The organism is Aquitalea aquatica (assembly GCF_013911085.1).
Taxonomy (GTDB): Bacteria; Pseudomonadota; Gammaproteobacteria; order Burkholderiales; family Chromobacteriaceae; genus Aquitalea; species Aquitalea aquatica.
Window position 1 is genome coordinate 86629 of sequence record NZ_JACERN010000042.1, and the last position, 16299, is coordinate 102927.

14 protein-coding genes are annotated in these 16299 nt (G+C 54.7%); 8 read left to right on the forward strand and 6 right to left on the reverse strand.

Annotation, left to right across the window (positions count from 1 at the left end; genetic code table 11):
- The first annotated feature begins 134 nt into the window (after positions 1-134).
- Entirely contained in the window at positions 135-824 is a 690-nt protein-coding gene (locus tag H2Z84_RS18090) for a hypothetical protein (RefSeq protein WP_181837190.1), read from the forward strand.
- A gap of 8 nt (positions 825-832) precedes the next feature.
- Here the strand turns inward: H2Z84_RS18090 and H2Z84_RS18095 are convergent, their stop codons facing one another.
- From H2Z84_RS18095 to tssJ, 5 genes are all read right to left on the reverse strand, one after another.
- Positions 833-1402, reverse strand: coding sequence for an ankyrin repeat domain-containing protein (locus H2Z84_RS18095; RefSeq protein WP_181837191.1), 570 nt, complete (start codon positions 1400-1402; stop codon positions 833-835).
- A gap of 92 nt (positions 1403-1494) precedes the next feature.
- Positions 1495-1974, reverse strand: coding sequence for a type VI secretion system baseplate subunit TssE (gene tssE, locus H2Z84_RS18100; RefSeq protein ID WP_103525764.1), 480 nt, complete (start codon positions 1972-1974; stop codon positions 1495-1497).
- A gap of 1 nt (position 1975) precedes the next feature.
- On the reverse strand, positions 1976-2680 hold the full coding sequence (icmH, locus tag H2Z84_RS18105) for a type IVB secretion system protein IcmH/DotU (RefSeq protein ID WP_181837192.1): 705 nt from the start codon (positions 2678-2680) through the stop codon (positions 1976-1978).
- Between the two features lie 7 nt (positions 2681-2687).
- Positions 2688-4079 (reverse strand): type VI secretion system baseplate subunit TssK, encoded by a 1392-nt coding sequence (gene tssK / locus H2Z84_RS18110; protein ID WP_309545499.1) that lies wholly within the window; start codon positions 4077-4079, stop codon positions 2688-2690.
- A gap of 157 nt (positions 4080-4236) precedes the next feature.
- Entirely contained in the window at positions 4237-4770 is a 534-nt protein-coding gene (gene tssJ, locus H2Z84_RS18115) for a type VI secretion system lipoprotein TssJ (protein ID WP_181837194.1), read from the reverse strand.
- 179 nt (positions 4771-4949) lie between these two features.
- Here tssJ and H2Z84_RS21370 point away from each other — a divergent pair, with 179 nt between their 5' ends.
- The 7 genes from H2Z84_RS21370 (at position 4950) to H2Z84_RS18150 (ending at position 13753) form a co-directional block, all read left to right on the forward strand.
- Positions 4950-5822, forward strand: a complete 873-nt coding sequence (locus H2Z84_RS21370; RefSeq protein WP_258869474.1) for a M15 family metallopeptidase — start codon at positions 4950-4952, stop codon at positions 5820-5822.
- A gap of 31 nt (positions 5823-5853) precedes the next feature.
- Positions 5854-9627 (forward strand): type VI secretion system membrane subunit TssM, encoded by a 3774-nt coding sequence (gene tssM / locus H2Z84_RS18125; RefSeq protein WP_258869475.1) that lies wholly within the window; start codon positions 5854-5856, stop codon positions 9625-9627.
- 15 nt (positions 9628-9642) lie between these two features.
- Complete coding sequence (tagF, locus tag H2Z84_RS18130; protein WP_181837196.1) at positions 9643-10659, forward strand: type VI secretion system-associated protein TagF; 1017 nt, start codon at positions 9643-9645, stop codon at positions 10657-10659.
- 34 nt (positions 10660-10693) lie between these two features.
- Positions 10694-11206: a type VI secretion system contractile sheath small subunit gene (tssB, locus tag H2Z84_RS18135; protein ID WP_258869476.1), complete on the forward strand. Its 513-nt coding sequence runs from the start codon at positions 10694-10696 to the stop codon at positions 11204-11206.
- A gap of 3 nt (positions 11207-11209) precedes the next feature.
- Positions 11210-12694 (forward strand): type VI secretion system contractile sheath large subunit, encoded by a 1485-nt coding sequence (tssC, locus tag H2Z84_RS18140; RefSeq protein WP_181837197.1) that lies wholly within the window; start codon positions 11210-11212, stop codon positions 12692-12694.
- Between the two features lie 55 nt (positions 12695-12749).
- Positions 12750-13247, forward strand: a complete 498-nt coding sequence (locus H2Z84_RS18145; RefSeq protein WP_103525758.1) for an Hcp family type VI secretion system effector — start codon at positions 12750-12752, stop codon at positions 13245-13247.
- A gap of 173 nt (positions 13248-13420) precedes the next feature.
- Positions 13421-13753 (forward strand): OmpA family protein, encoded by a 333-nt coding sequence (locus tag H2Z84_RS18150; RefSeq protein ID WP_181837198.1) that lies wholly within the window; start codon positions 13421-13423, stop codon positions 13751-13753.
- 71 nt (positions 13754-13824) lie between these two features.
- On the opposite strand, the gene H2Z84_RS18155 is transcribed toward H2Z84_RS18150, so the two are convergent.
- Positions 13825-16299 (reverse strand): two-component system response regulator, encoded by a 2475-nt coding sequence (locus H2Z84_RS18155; protein WP_181837199.1) that lies wholly within the window; start codon positions 16297-16299, stop codon positions 13825-13827.

The window sequence follows — 16299 nt, forward strand, 5'->3', positions numbered from 1 at the left end:
GGCGGGTCGAAATGTGAAGTGAATTGCACTACAACAAGGGTAATGCACCAGCCAGCCTGGGCAGGGATTGACAAAAGAAAATAAACAAGGCTGCAATAGTCGGCCGAATCTGGGGGAATGGTATGTGGCTGGCCATGCTGACACTGGTCCTGGTGGGGTGTACTGTCGCCGCTCTGGCCGGCTTGTTAGGCGGCGCGCTGCGCCAGCATGATCCTGATGCCCTGACCGGGCAGGGCAGGCCGCCGGGCGATAGCGTACTTGGCAAGGTAGTGACCATCCGCAAGACGCGCGACGACTCCTGGACCCGCCGTCCCTGGCCCTACATCCGTGACAGGCTTACCTTTCCGCCGCTGGACATTCCCGCAGTCATCCTGCATAGCACCATCACCCCGGGCAAGTGCTACCGTGTCGACCCTGCTACCCTGACTTGTACCTGTAGCTATTTCCTGCTGCGCGGATCAAGCGCTGCCATTGGCAGCAAGGAAAGGCTTTGCCGCCATCTACGCAAGGTGTATGCCGAGCGTGGTGCACTGCCCGCTGTGGTCAATATGGTGCTGTTGGATGATGTGCATTTTTGCGAGACCGACCAGCTATGGTCGGGTGAAGTGGAAGGGGTGCCGGTGGCCATCGCCTGGCGTGAAGGCGACCCGTGGGTCACCATCTATACCCGTAGCAATGCCCTTAATCAGTCACCGGAATTCCAACGCTACAACTTCCATCTCGATCACGCCGGCTGGTCTGACAGCCGCGCTCCCAAGTACAACGCAACCGCTATCCGCCAGATGCTGGCGGACTGGTTTGGCGACCGCAAGCTGATGGCCTGAGCACGCACTCAACGCTTTCTCAGCGCTGCCCGCATTGATGCCCGTCGATGGGCGGGTAATTTGTCGACGTAGTTGATGGCCGTTTGGTCGTATTTATCGGTTTCATCCAGCGATGCGCCATGTGCCACAAGAGAGGCAACGATGGCCGGTGAGGACTCAAGCACCGCAATCATCAGTACGGTGATCCCGCTGGTGCGTGTACATGCATTGACATCGGCACCCTTGGTGATCAGATCTTCCACGATACCAACGTCCTTGGATTCCGCCGCGTAAAACAATGGTGTGCGGCCATCGTAGCCATCGACATTGGCATCAGCACCAGCCTGCAGCAACACTTGCACCGCTGCACGGTTACGACTGTCGATCGCATAAGCCAGTGCTGTCTTGGAAATATTGTCTAGCGATTGATCAAGCTCACAGTGATGGTTCTTGATATGGCTGACCACCGCGGATGCGTCGGCATGGCGCAGCAGTTGTTGCCAGTCTGCCTTATTGCACGCTGCAATTGTTTGTTGTGCGAGTAGCAGCATGCCAATGCTGAGCAGGCATCTATTCGAATAGTTTTTTGCAAACGTCATCTAAAGTGTCACCATCAAGTCCGCCAAGCGTAGCTCTGCTTCCTGGTCATCTAGTTTGTAAGTTAAATGTCAGTCGCTCAGTCCACGCCTGTTTACTGCACCTTGTACACATTGGATGACAGTTGCAACGTCGCATCAAAAGTAACCGGAGGGCGATGCGGGTGGACTTTCAAGACAGCATCCACCCGAAAACGCAGATGTCTTTCCATTTCACGCGGGGCATCCAGATTGACGCGCACTCTTGATAGCCGGGGTTCGTGCGTCTCAATGGCGCGCCGCAATTGTTCGCGCAGCAATTCCCGATCATCCGGGTTCAGCAGGCTGATGCCGCTGAGATCAGGAATCCCAAAACGCAGCATGCTGCTACTGGCCAGCGGGTAGGCGTCGAACAAGTCGTCCAGCGGCATGGTGCGGGTGTTGAGCAGGGCTTCAAGATCGCGCGCCAGCGAACGCTTGAATTGGGCAAGCTCGTAGAGCATGGCCTCGGGCTGGCGCGATCTGTCCGGTTCATCATCCAGCAAACGGTCGAGTACCGAGGGCTGGATCAGGGCGTGGCGACTAAGCGTGCTCATGTCAGCTGGCAAACAGTTTGCCTAGCTGCTTGGCCAGCAACCAGCGGTAGGTCATGAAGATGCCGCTACCGGCAATGGCCAGCAGGGCGAAGTACAGCCATAGGGGGAGCTCGTGCCGGACAAAAGCCTGAAAGCGTTGTGGCAACTGGGCATTAGGGGCGAATTCGGCCTTGCCGCCACGCACTTGCTGAATCTCCTGTGCCAGCTTGTGGGTCAGATAGCCCAGTTTCTCTTCGCCCTCCAGCAGATATTTGCCCTGAAAGCCCAGCAGCAGGCAGCTGTAGAACACTTCTAATGGCTCAATCTGCTGTGCCGGTTCCAGTCGTAATTGTTCCAGTCTGCTAAAAAAGCCCTCACCCGCCAGATGTTCGCCGAACAGACGCAATTGCAAGGGCATGCGTTCCCATTCGTCGCGCAAGGGAAATTCCGACGACAGAATGATTTCATCCATCAGCGCGCAAAAAGCGTATTTGGAGTAGTTGACTGCATTCATGTCCTTGTTGAAATTGCGCGCGGTTTTCTCGTATTGCGCCAGGAACTGGTCCACGCGGCGATTGAACTCCACTGCGCTGCCGGGTGCATTACCGTCTTTGAGCAAAAACAGCAGGTAAATGCCGTCTTCCAGCATCTCGCGCAGGCTGGGAGCCGCAGAAGGGGTAACGGCTAGTGGGCGTTCTTGGTTGGGGAGGGCGGTAGTTTGGTTCATGGCCTTATCAACGGAAAACAGCAATCAGTTCTAGTGACAGATTGGCGAGGGTTTGCGGGAGGTAGATGCAGATGCTGCGTGACTGCAGCATGCGGCCAAAAATATCTCCGTGCGGTTCGAGGGCGAAGTAATGGTTGCCAACACGCACCGGTACGGCAGAGGGCGTTTGCGCAGCATGGCTGAGTGCTACGCCACGCAGCGCCGAGTTCAGGATTTTTTCCACATCATCCGGTGCGCCGATCTTGAGTTTGAGCGGCACGCTGTCGATTACCTGGCTGGCTGGCATCTCGCTTTGTACTGACAGGTAGAAATCGACGTTATCCAGTAAGCGGTCGCTTTCCAGTCGGCCAATAAAGAAGGATGGCTTGGGCGAGTGCAGGGGGATGATGGTGTAGCGTGCCGAGATGACCGTTTCCAGCAGTTCGCGGATTTGCTGATCCAGTACCGGCAGTACCAGATGCAACTGGTCGTGCCGGTAGGCGGGAATGTCCGACAGCGTGTACAGCGTGGCAAAGGTTTGCAGCTCGCCGCAGAATTCAGCGAGCGCCATGTAAAGCTCTTCCGGGTGTAGCGGGCTGCTTTGTGACAGATGGCGCAGTCGGGCGAAGTTACGATTTACCGTGTGCAATAACCAGAATGAGCTGATATCTGTTGAGCCGTATTCAACAACGCTTTTTGAACGTTCGCGGTGGCTGTTGCTTAAGGACTGGTTCTTCACTAACAAAATATCCAAAAGCCGGCGCAACAACTGCTGAATTTCGGTTGATCCCTCGGTGGTGAGTAGAGGAGGGATAAAACCGGTGCAGACACGCCATTGGCCTGTTGCATCCTTTTCCAGTTGGCAAAGCGGTATAGATTCATACCCGTCACGGTTCTCTTCCTCGAACATCAGCTTCACGTCGAGTTCCAGTGTGCTGACATCCGCTTCCAATGCCTGTGTGTAGAGATCGGCGATTTCGCTGTTGTGGCTGACGAAGCGGGTAGGGCGATTGAGTGCCTCACCGTTGCGGGTGTTCCCCCCGTATGGCTGCAGCTGGGCAAGACAGGCGTAGAGGGTGGTCTTGATGCCAAGTTGGGGGATGGTGGCGCACTCTCTGGACAAGGGCAGGGCCGCATTGCCTGGTGCCTGGTACAGGGTGCCATCACGAAACAGCAGGGTCAGGGCGTCGATACGCACCATGCCGGCTTTCAGTGCGGTTTCATCAACCAGCAAATGGCTGACGCCCCAGCAATGGCGGCCGGACAGTTGTAGTAGCTGTGCACTTTTTTGTTCTAGGAACAATGACTGTTGCTGGAAATGCTGTGGCCGCAAAAACATGCCTTCGCCCCACAGAACTCTTTTTGCATATTGCATCTTGTGATGACCTTGCATTTGCAACTGTAGATCAATGCGCTGCATTGATTTTCACAGTGCTTAAGGGATTTTACTTAGTAGTAATATCATTTGTCATATTTATGGCAAATGGAATGTGCATAGCAATAATTAAATATTCAATTAATGGACTAATAACAATCGTTGTTAAATTGCAACAGAGGGCAATTATTTGCAGGCTAAATCAACGCCGCTTGCTGGTGCACTCGGCGGGAGGCTGTGATGATTGCCCCGGAATTGCAATGTTCTTGGCAGTCACCGGCTGCAGGTAGCAATCAGCGGCCTTGAAGATCAGTCCACGGCTCTTGATGGCATCGGCGTCAAACAGCAGCCTCCAGTAACCTGGGTCAGGCTGCCTGAAAAAACCGACCACGCCAACGTAGCGGGTTTCTTCACCGATGGTTTCACTATCGGTCACCGACTTGCCCGGAATCATGGTCAGTTCTTTGCTGGAAATAAGGGTGTTTCCTAGCAGATCCTGCTCTGTTTTACCCGCCAGCAGGGCGTCCATTGTCATCCTGTTGAATGCGTCGGCACTGCGCAATTGGTAGATGTGCACGACCACAGATAGCGGTTTGCCTTGTGCGTCGCGGTTGAGGCCGGCGGCACTTTCCCCGTGGATGGCGATCATTTTTGGGCCGCTGCAGGCGCTGAGCATCAGCGGAATTACGATGCCTGCCAGCAGGCTTTTGCGATGACTTTTCAAACTAAATGTCATTGGATAATGCTCGTTCCTGATTGAAAAAAACCGCGTAGCATATTCTATCGGTACTTTTACTAGTACTTACAGTTATCTTTTCGACAGAATAAATTACATTATAATATTCTTTTTGCGTATTGTTACATATTGTGATAATACTTTAAATGCAATTATGATTCTCGGGTGTTGATTGTGTCATGCAGATGATTTTTGCCTTGCCGGTACTGGTGGCCTTGCTTGTACTGCTATTGGCATGGGTTGGCTGGCGTTACTTCTTGGGAGCCGGTGCGCAGAGGCAGGTTCATCAGCTTCAGGCCTCGCAGGCGACAGAAGTGCTGCTGTCAAAGCCCTTGTTGAGTATGGAGGAAGCGGTTGACTTGAGAACGCTGCCTGCTGGGTCAGTTGCCAATGTTCAGGCACAAAGCCCGGCGGTAAGTCACAGCTTTCGCTGGTTGCTGCTCCCTTTGCTGTCCTTGCCGCTGGTGGGGTTGGGGGTGCTGCTGGTCTTGAATATGGGGCGCTACTATCAGCGGCCGGACTACGTGGCACAGGACTATGCCCAAGCCGAGCGCATCAAGCAAACACTGCGGGAAGAAAAACTGGTGCCGCCACCGGCCCTGCCGCCAGCTGCCTTTGTCGATGCCCAAGCCGAAAGACCCAGTTTGGATATCAATCATGCGAGTCGTGATTGGAGTCGCTTGAATCCGGCATTCGTACAAACAGTATTGCGCGTGATGGCATCGATGAAAGAGCGCGGTTTTTCCATGGTTTTGCTTGAAGGATATCGCAGCCCTGAGCGTCAGAATGCCTTGGCTGCCCAAGGCAATCATGTGACCCAAGCCAAAGGCGGGGAGAGCAAGCATCAATATGGTTTGGCTGTCGATTTGGCTCCAATCCGTAATGGCAAGGTGGTGATATCTGAGCGTGACCCGTGGGCGATGCAAGCGTATCAGGCCTTGGGTGAGGAGTCGCAAGCGGCTGGCCTGACCTGGGGTGGTAATTGGAGTTTCAAAGATTTTGGCCATATCGAACAGACAGGCTCGATTCGGGCTTTGCAGGCTAGAAAATAGCCCTTCTTTTAATTTTTGCTAAGTGATGGTTATGCAAGGTTGGCTTCGGCACGGAAAAGTGGCATCAGCAATCGGTTTTCTGATCCTGATCGCTTTGATTTGGTTTATCGGTCCCTGGATGGGTCTAGCTTCCCAAGAAGCGCGCCTCGGTTGGATTCTCGGGGTAATGCTGCTATGGGTACTGAGTTTGCTGGTGGGACAGGTGCTGACCCGCCGTGCCGGCGGCCTACTCGAGAAAATGCTGCGCAAGCAGGCGGATGACGCTGTGATCGGTGCGGATGCCGGTAAGCGGGCCGAGGTAACCATGTTGCGTCAGAAGCTACTGGCGGCAGTGGATACCCTGAAAAAGTCCAAACTGGGCAGCAGCAGTGGCAGCGCTGCGCTATACGAACTGCCTTGGTACATGATTATCGGCCACCCTGCTGCTGGGAAGAGCTCGGCAATCCTGCAGTCGGGGCTAACGTTTCCGTTTAGCGATAAGAGTGGTATCCAGGGGGTTGGTGGAACGCGCAATTGCGATTGGTTCTTCTCCACTGAAGGGGTACTGCTTGATACCGCCGGTCGTTATGCTACGCATACCGAGGATCGTGTTGAGTGGCTGGAATTTCTCAAATTATTGAAAAAGTACCGTGCCAAAGCGCCGGTAAATGGCATTCTGATCGCGATCAGTCTGCCGGAGTTGGCTCAGCATAATAGTGAAGGCTTCGCCACCTATGCTCGGCAGATTCGTGAGCGTATTCATGAAATGTGCAATACCTTCGGTGCACAGGTGCCTGTGTATCTGATGTTTACCAAGCTGGATTTGCTGGGTGGTTTTGGCCAGTTTTTCCTGGATGCAGACGACGAGGCCCGTGCCCAGGTATGGGGCGCTACCTTGTCAGCAGAGCAGGGTAATGGTTTTGATGTGGGTACTGTTGTGGCACAGCAGTTCGAATTGCTGTACCGCGGACTGGTTCAGCTTGGGGAAGACAAGCTGGTGCAATATCGCGGCAGCCAGGTGAAGCCCGCACATTTTGCGTTTCCCATTGAATTCCATGGGTTGAAGCCAGCCGTTGTCAAATTCATCAAGCTGTTGCACGAAGAAGATCCCTATCATGCACGGCCTCTGCTGCGTGGATTTTACTTTACCAGCGCCCTGCAGGAAGGGGTGCCGCGCATCGTGGCTGCCAATCGCGTGCAGGGCCAGTTCGATCTCAGCCCCTTGAGCAAGGACGCCAAGCAGCCGCCGTCTTCGTACAGTTTTTTCTTGCGTGACTTTTTCCGCGACGTCCTTTTTCCGGACCAGCATCTGATTTCACGACAGACGGCACCCGGTGGCGGGCGTTTGCGCATGGCCATTATGGGGGTTGGTGTTTTGCTGCTGGCGGGGCTGGCCGGCGTCTGGTCGTGGACTTATATCGGCAATCAACGGCTGATCGAGCAAATCACCTCAGAGCGTGCTGAAGCCAGCAAGCTGGCGGCTAGTGGTCAGCTGTACAACAAATTGAAGTCTCTGCAATTGCTACAGCAACGGCTGGAAGAGCTGCAGGCCTATCGCAAGAATGGAGCCCCCTGGCAGTTGGGTTGGGGCTTGTATCAGGGCGATGCACTGGAAGCAGGGCTGCGCGCAGAATATTTTGCCGGTTTGAAGCAAGTCATGTTGCAACCGGTGCAGCGCAATCTGGAAGCCACTCTGGTGGCTTATAAGCCGCAAGCGGAAGCAGTGCCGGTTGTTAAACCGGTACCGGTTGTCACGGATATGCCTAAGCCCGTGGTAAAGCCGCCCGTCAAGCCTAAGCCGCGTCCGCCGCGCCATGGCAATAGCCTGCCCAATATCAAGTTGAGCGCGCTGGGCTGGCCACAGAAAGCAACCGCTGCCGAGAGTTCCAGTCCGGCCGCAGAAGCGGCGCCGGCTACGGTTACTGCCACGAATAATCAGTCGCGCCAGCTGGATGCAGGCTACAACGCACTGAAAACCTATCTGATGCTGCATGACCGCAAGCGTATGGATGAGGCACATCTGATTGACCAAATTCCGCGTTACTGGCGGCCCTACCTGGAAAGTCAGCATGGGCAGTACTCTGTGGACGAGGTCATGGGAGTTGCTGAGAAACTGGTGGCCTTTTATGTCAGCCAGATCCATGAGCCAGACCTGCCGGTTATCGACAACAACGCTCAGGTAGTTGCTGCTGCACGTGAAGTACTACGGGGTTCTTACAAACATCTTTCTGCCGAAGAGCGGGTTTACAACGAAATTCGTGCCCGTGCCAATACCCGTTTTGCCCCGTTGACGGTTGCCCGCATTCTGGATAATCACGATCTCGACATCATGGCCAGTAGCCAGATGGTTGAAGGTGCGTTTACCAGGGAAGCTTGGAATACCTATGTCAAGACGGCGATAGATGAGGCGAGCAAGGGCGAAATTCGCGGTGATGACTGGGTGCTGGCTTCCTCCATTCAGGACAATCTGGGGCGTGATGGCAATATCGAGAAGAACCGCGCAGCCTTGATGGCGCTTTACCGAGCTCAATATATTGCAGCCTGGAAAAAATTCCTGCCTGGGGTTACCACGCGTGATTTCACCAGCCCGGCACAATCGGCATCGGCCTTGACCCGTCTGGCAGACAAGCAAACTTCACCGGTGAAGTTGATCTTGGCGCGTGCCGCAGTGGAAACCGCTTGGGATAACCCATCAGAGCTGAATCGCTCGCTGGAAAATGCCAAACAGTCAGTGCTGGAAAAAACGGCTGATTTTATCAAGGGCAACGACGGACAAGCACAGCCCAAAACCGACAAGCAGTACGGTGAGGTAGGGCAGGTATTTGCCGGCGTAGCCTTGCTGGTCAAGGGGGATAATCCGCCCATCAACGGCTATCTTGATCAACTGGCCAAACTCAAGGCCAAGCTGGCGGGTATTGCGTCAACCGACGAGCCCGGCCCGCAAGCCCGCAATACTCTGCAAGCCACGTTGAATGGTTCTGGCTCGGAACTGGCCGATACGACTAGCTATGTCGACAATTCCCTGCTCAGCCAGGTGCCGGCTGACACTGCCGTAATGGTACGGCCGATGCTGATCCGGCCTTTGTCACAGTCCTATTCTGCCATCCTCGCGCCGGCTCAGCAGGATATCAACCAGGCTTGGGCGAATGAGGTTTTGCCGCAATGGCGACAGTTGGCCAGCAAGTATCCATTCAGTGATTCCAGCACCACGGCCTCCGTCGCCGAGATCAATCGCTTTGTCAAAGCCAATGATGGCGTGCTGGACAAGTTCGTCAACAAGTATCTGAACGGTCTGGTGCAGCGCAAGGGCGATACTCTGGTGCCGCGTGCCTGGGGTAATCAGGGCATGCGCTTTAATCCGGAGTTTCTCTCCAGCGTGGGGAGACTCAGTTCATTGGCCAGTAATCAGTTGCAGGATGGTGAAAACAGCCGCTTCGAATTACAGCCGCAGCCAACGCCAGGACTATCTGACATTTCCTTCGTGATTGACGGTCAGGAGTTGCGCTATCGCAATGGCCCGCAAACGTGGCAGCCGTTTACCTGGCCTGGTAACGACGCTAGTGGTGGGGCACGGATTCAGGTGGTGTCCTACAGCGGAGCGGTTAGTGTCATTGCCAATCAGTCTGGTCGTATGGGTCTGATGCGTTTGTTGGCCAGTGCCAAAGTAACACAGGACAGCCCTGATCTGGCCCAGTTGAGCTGGTCCGCCGGCAAGGCCGCCGATGGCCAGTCCGTTCATTTCAATTTCCGTATGGTCGGTGGAGTCAACCCTTTGCAATTGATCAAACTATACAAATTGACGTTGCCAGAGCGTGTGACCTTGTAACAGGAAAACAGTCACATGGCCTTTAATTTCAAACGTGCTCAAGACGTGCCGGCGCAGTTTTGCATTTTCGGCAAACTGCCCCGCCGTGGCGATTTCGTACGCATCAATGCGACGCACCCGGCAGCTACTCAGCTGGATACGGTATTGGCAGAAAGTATCCGGCAACTCGACTCCGATGCCCGGATCGATGGCTATCGCGCCATGCCACCCACTTCTTTTGTCATCCGCTCGCGAGATGGTGCCTGGCTTTCGCTGGGTGTGATTCATCCCAGCCATGATGAAAGCGGGCGGAATTACCCGCTGGTGGCGGCATCGTTGCTGCAGTCCGATGGCCCGCAGCCGCCGATTGCCGTGCTGATGCTCTCCAACGAATTGTTTTTCAATGGTTTGCAAGAGCAGCTTGGCAACGCCATTGACAATGCGGTCGAGATGCTGGCCTGCCGGCAATACCTGGAAGAGCAGTCAATCTTCGGAGCCAGCTCGGCTGCAGATCTTGAACTGGCAGAACAACTGCTCAGCAGGCATTTGTCTTTGACTCGTCCAGATTACCTGGCGGGATTGCTGCGTCAGCATGGCGATACGGATATCGAAGCCTTACTGCTGTCCTTTGTGTTTCACAGCCAGTTGCTGCGCAAATTCAAGGACAGCCTATCTGCACAAACGTATTTGCTACCGCTGCCGGCAGGTGAGGGTGAGGATATGTTGGCCGCAGTGACTTGGCTGTCACTGTTTTCCGCTGCTACCGCTGGTATGCGGGATATCCCGGTGCAGTGTCTGATTATCCGTCAGCCACAAGCCAGTTATCTGGCCCTCGTGCCGGGTGCACTGAGTGAGCATCTGCTGGCACAGTGCTGGGGTGTCCCCCTAGATGCCCGTTTCATAATTGATGTTGATGATGAGCAGGCGCCGTGGCGCAACCATCAGTCTTATGCGGAGGCAGCCTATATTCTCAGCCGCCGGCTGACTGATCCGCAGTTTTCGGTAGCTCAGCTTTGCGATGTGATGGCCAGCCTTTCGCGCAGCCTTGTTTAATCTTTTTGGCGATTAGTTCAAACCTTGGGGAGTCATGATGGCTAACGAAAGTACACAAAAGAAATTGTCGCGCGTACGTCCGCCGCGCGTACAGATTACCTACGACGTTGAGATCGGCGATGCCATCGAGACCAAAGAGTTGCCTTTTGTCATGGGTGTGCTGGGTGACTACGCCGGGCACAGCAAAGAGCCGCTTCCCAAACTGAAAGAGCGCAAGTTTGTACAAATTGACCGTGACAATTTTGATGAAGTGCTCAAGGGCATGGCGCCGCGCTTGGCAATGAAGGTGGATAACAAGCTGGTCGATGACGAAAGCCAGTTGGGCATTGAACTGAATTTCCAGAATCTGGCTGATTTTGAACCGCAAAACGTGGCCCGTCAGGTTGAACCCTTGAACAAGTTGCTGGCGGCGCGCCAGCGTCTGGCGGACCTGCGCAACAAGATGGCTGGCAATGACAAACTGGAAGAGCTGCTGGATGACGTCGTGCGCGATACCGAAAAGCTGCGGCAGATCAGTCAGGGTAAGAATGACAAGGCGGGTGAATAAGCGATGAACGCGGAACAACAGCTGAATACTATCGAGCCGACTGCTGCAGCGAATACTTCCAGCCTGCTGGAAAGCATCATCGAGCAGAGCCATGTTGCCACCAATGACAGCGAAAAAGGCCATGCCCGGGATTTGATTTCGGAGTTGGCCGAACAGGTGCTGGAAGGCAGTGTGACCATTTCTCGTGATTTGAGCGCCAGCCTGGATGCCCGAATCGCCGAAATCGATGCCCTGATTTCCGACCAGCTCAATACCATCATGCACCAGCCCGATTTTCAGAAGCTGGAGGCCTCCTGGCGTGGTCTTAACTATCTGATCAAAGAGTCAGAAACCAGCACCATGCTGAAGATCAAGGTGCTCAATGTTTCCAAGAAGGATCTGGTCAAGGATTTCAAATCGGCAGCCGAGTTTGACCAGAGCGCACTGTTCAAGAAAATCTACGAAGAAGAATACGGTACTTTCGGTGGCGCTCCTTATGCAGCCTTGGTGGGGGATTATGAATTTACCCGCCATCCGGAAGACTTTTACCTGCTGGATGAACTGTCCCATGTGGCTGCTGCGGCCCATGCTCCGTTGATTTCCGCTGCTGCGCCCGGTCTTTTCGGTCTGGAAACCTTTGCCGACATCGGCAAACCGCGAGATCTTGCCAAAATATTTGATACCGTTGAATATGCCAAATGGAAGTCATTCCGTGAGTCTGAGGATTCGCGCTATGTCGGTTTGGTATTGCCGCATGTGCTGGGGCGCTTGCCGTATGGCCGTGACAATGTTCCGGTTGAAGACTTTGATTTTGAAGAAAATGTCGACGGCAGCAATCATGGCAAGTACCTGTGGACCAATGCGTCTTATGCCTATGCTGCGCGGTTGACTGATGCGTTTGCTCAGTTCGGCTGGCTGGCGGCCATTCGCGGGGTTGAGGGGGGTGGTTTGGTAGAGGGTTTGCCGGCACATACCTTTAAAACTGATAACGGCGAGGTGGCGTTGAAGTGCCCGACCGAGGTGGCGATTACCGATCGCACCGAGAAGCTGTTGTCGGATCTGGGACTGATTTCATTGGTTCACTGCAAGAACACGGATTATGCCGCTTTCTTTGCTGGCCAGTCGGTGCAGAAAGCCAAGACATACAACACGGATGCTGCCAATGCCAACGCCAGATTGTCGACCCAGCTGCCGTACATCTTTGCGGTATCGCGCATCGCGCACTACATGAAGTCCATCATGCGCGACAAGATCGGCAGTTTTGCTTCCCGTCAGAATGTGCAGGACTACCTTAATACTTGGCTGGCGCAGTACGTATTGCTGGATGACTCGGCCAGCCAGGAAGCCAAGGCGAAATATCCTTTGCGCGAGGCTCGGGTGGATGTGGTGGAAGTGCCGGGCAAGCCTGGAGTTTACCGTGCAGCTGCCTTTTTGCGTCCGCACTTCCAGCTTGATGAGTTGACCATTTCGTTGCGACTGGTGGCGGAACTGCCGCAGCCCGCAGCTTAATTGGTGATTGTGGAGGGTGTCCTCCGTTTTGTTCTTGCTTTAAGGAGAAGTAATAATGGCTTTTGATGCATTCCTGAAAATTGATGGTATTCCTGGTGAAAGTACTGACGACAAGCATAAAGACTGGATCGAAATCCTGTCCTTCGCCCATGCTCTGGAACAGCCGGCACAGTCCACTGCCAGCTCGGCCGGTGGTGCTACTGCCGAGCGTGTAAACCATGCTCCCTATCAGATCACCCACTTTCTGGACAAGGCCAGCCCGAAGATTTACGAGGCTTGCTGCACTGGTAAGCACATCAAGGAAGTTGTGATTGAACTGTGCCGTGCTGGTGGAGACAAGGTGAAATACATGGAAATCAAGATGGAACAAGTCCTGATTTCCAAAGTTGAGCCGACTGGTTCTGCAAATGATGCCGGCTTCCCCAGCGAGAAGGTGAGCTTCTCTTATGGCAAGATCAAGTGGACCTACACCCAGCAGAAACGTGCTGACGGTACTGGCGGCGGCAATGTAAGCGCCGGCTGGGATCTGACCAGCAACAAGACTATCGCCTGATTCCTGTGAATTGAGCATAGCGCCCGCTCCGTCCGGAGCGGGCTGTTTTCCGCTTTTCTCGGATGTTTGTCATGAAGCAATTGTTGTTAGCCTGCCTGTTTTCCTCACTATTGGCTGGATGTGCCAATACGTCTCATCCGGTGGATCCTGTAGCCGTTGCTGCAGCCCAAAAAATGGCTGCTGAGCGTGCTGCACTGGAAAAGAAGATTGATGCCAATATGGCAATTGATTCGAATTTCATCCCCTTCGACAAGATGAGCCCCAAGCTGGATCCGGTAGGGCAGGGACAGCTGTTGCGTTTGCTGCCGCAATTGAAAGCCAGCAAGGCCATTGCCATTCGTGGCCATTGTTATCGTGGTGATGTCGGCAATGCCAAAGCAGCGGCCCAGGCGCGCGCCATTGAAGTGAAAGATTTCCTGGTGGGAACCGGGGTGCTGGAAAGCAAAATTTCCATCCGTTTCGATACCGAGCGCAAGACGCACGGAGTGCAGCTGATTTTCAAATAATCGGCTTGCTTGCTGCTGTCTTGCGGACATGTGGCTAGTTCAGCAGCGGCTTGCTGCCAGTTAGCAAGCTGCTATGTAGGTTTGGTTTTGTTGCGTCGCGGGGCTGTCCTTGTCTTGTGGCAGCTTGTCGTGGTGGTTTCTCCGGCAAAGTACTGCTGCAGATAGTCTTCCAAGGCCGTGGCATTCAGTGGCCGTGAGTAGAAATAGCCCTGGAAGGTGTCACAGCCGTTTTCGCGTAGAAAGGCGACTTGTTCGATCAGCTCGACGCCTTCGGCAGTGATACCCAGCATCAGGCTTTTGGCTAGCATGATGATGGCCTTGCATACGGCGGAGTCCTGGCTGAGTGTCGGTGTGTTGCAAATGAAGGAACGGTCTATTTTCAGCCGGTCGACTGCCAGATCTTTCAGCACCGCCATGGACGAATAGCCGGTGCCGAAGTCGTCGATGGCGACCGATACGCCTACTGCTTTCAGTTCTTTTAGTATGCGTTTGCTGTCTTCCAGTGACTGCAGCACACTTTCGGTGATTTCTAGTTCCAGCAGGTGGGGTGGCAGGCCGGAATCCTCCAGCACGGCGGCCACTCGCTGGCGAAAATCCGCTTCGACAAACTGCATGACCGACACATTGACTGCCACCTTGAGCGGATAGTGAAAGGTGGTGTTCCAGCGCTGTGCTTCGAGGCAGGCCTGTTGCAGCACCCAACTACCGATTTCCTGAATCAGCCCGCATTCCTCAGCCACCGGAATGAAATGGGCTGGTGGAATGTCTTGTTCGCCATCCCGCCAGCGCAGCAGGGCTTCGAAGCCGATCAGCACGCTGTCCTCAACCCGGATCAGTGGCTGGTAGTGCAGCTGGAAGCGTTGCTCCTTCACCGCCTGGCGCAGGCGCTGTTCCAGCCGTAGCCGTTCGTGCACTTTTTCAGCCATTGATTCATCAAAAGTGCAATAGCGCCGCTTGCCGGATTCCTTGGCCTCATACATGGCGCTGTCGGCTGCGCTGAGCAGCTTTTCTGCTGTGCGGCCATGCTGCGGGTACATGGCAATGCCGATACTGCAGGTGACCACGATGGTTTCATCGCGGGCTTGCATTGGCTGCTCCAGCTTTTCCAGCAAGCGCCCGGCAATCGCCGTGCAGTCTTCTTCGCTGCTGTGTGGGCAGATGATGAAGAACTCGTCACCCCCAAAACGTACCGGAATGTCGGAGCGGCGTATGGTTTCGCGGATGCGTTGCGCCACCACTTTCAGCAACTGGTCGCCGGTGGCGTGTCCCAGCCCGTCATTGATAAGTTTGAAACCATCCAGATCGATGAACAGCAGGCCCATGCGGCTACCGTTCAGCTCTGCCCGCTGCAGTTCGATGGCCAGCTGTTCGTTCAGCAGATAGCGATTGCCAAGGTCGGTCAGTGCGTCATGAAAGGCCATGCGGTTGAGCTCGATTTCGGCCTTCTTGATGGAGCTGACATCGGTGCAGCCGATGATGTAGTGCGAGGGGAATTCATTGTCGTAAGACACCAGGCAGATGTGTTCCCAGGCGGGGAACTGCTCGCCATTTTTGCGCTTGCACATGACTTCGCCATGCCACCCTACCTCTTTCATCTGGCTGATGCTGTGGTAAAAGTCTGGCGTGTGCTTTTTGACATGCAGCAGTTCGTCGATGTCTTGTCCCAGTATTTCCAGCAGGGAAAAACCGGTCATGCGCAAGAATGCCGGATTGGCGGATTTCACCAGCAGCTCGGCATCGATCACCACAATCCCCTCGGCGGTGGACTGGAACACCGCACCGGCTTGCTGCAGCAGCTGTTCGGATTTGATACGTTCGCTGATGTCACGCAACACACCGATTTGCTTGGCGCTTTCCTGCCATTGTGGCTCGTACTCCTGTACCGACATTTCCACCCATACCGATTCGCCATCGTCCGGGGTGATGGTGGTGATCATGTCGACGCGGCCGCGATCTTTCAGTAATTGGTTCAGCCGGGTCTGGTCGGCGTGTTCCAGCAAACGCATGAACGGCGGCGCGCTTTCCTGGCGTGGCTCCATGGCCAGGCCGGTGATTTTGCCGAAGTAGCCCTGGCCGGTAAACAGCGATTGTTGTTGATCCCATTCCCAGATTCCCAGCTGGGCGGTTTCCACTGCCAGCATCAGCAGTTTTTGCTGCTTGTGTACTTCGAGCTCGGCCGTGCGGCAGGCCAGCGCCATGCGGATGGTGGCGTTCAGTTCGCGTAGCTCGAAGGGTTTGAGCAGATAGCCGTATGGCGCACTTTTTTCGGCCTGCTGCAGAATGTTTTCTTCGGCAAAAGCGGTCAGATACACCACGGGGATGTCCAGTTGCTGGCGGATGATCAGTGCAGCCTCGGTGCCGGGCATGCCGCCCTCCAGATGGATATCCATCAGGATAAGGTCGGGCCGTAGTTCGCTGGCGCTGCGGATGGCTTCTTCGCCGGAGGCGCAGTTGGCGACAACCTCAAAGCCCAGGCTTTGCAAGGCAATTTTCAGATCCAGCGCCACGATGCGCTCGTCTTCTACGATCTGGATGCGGTGGGCCAT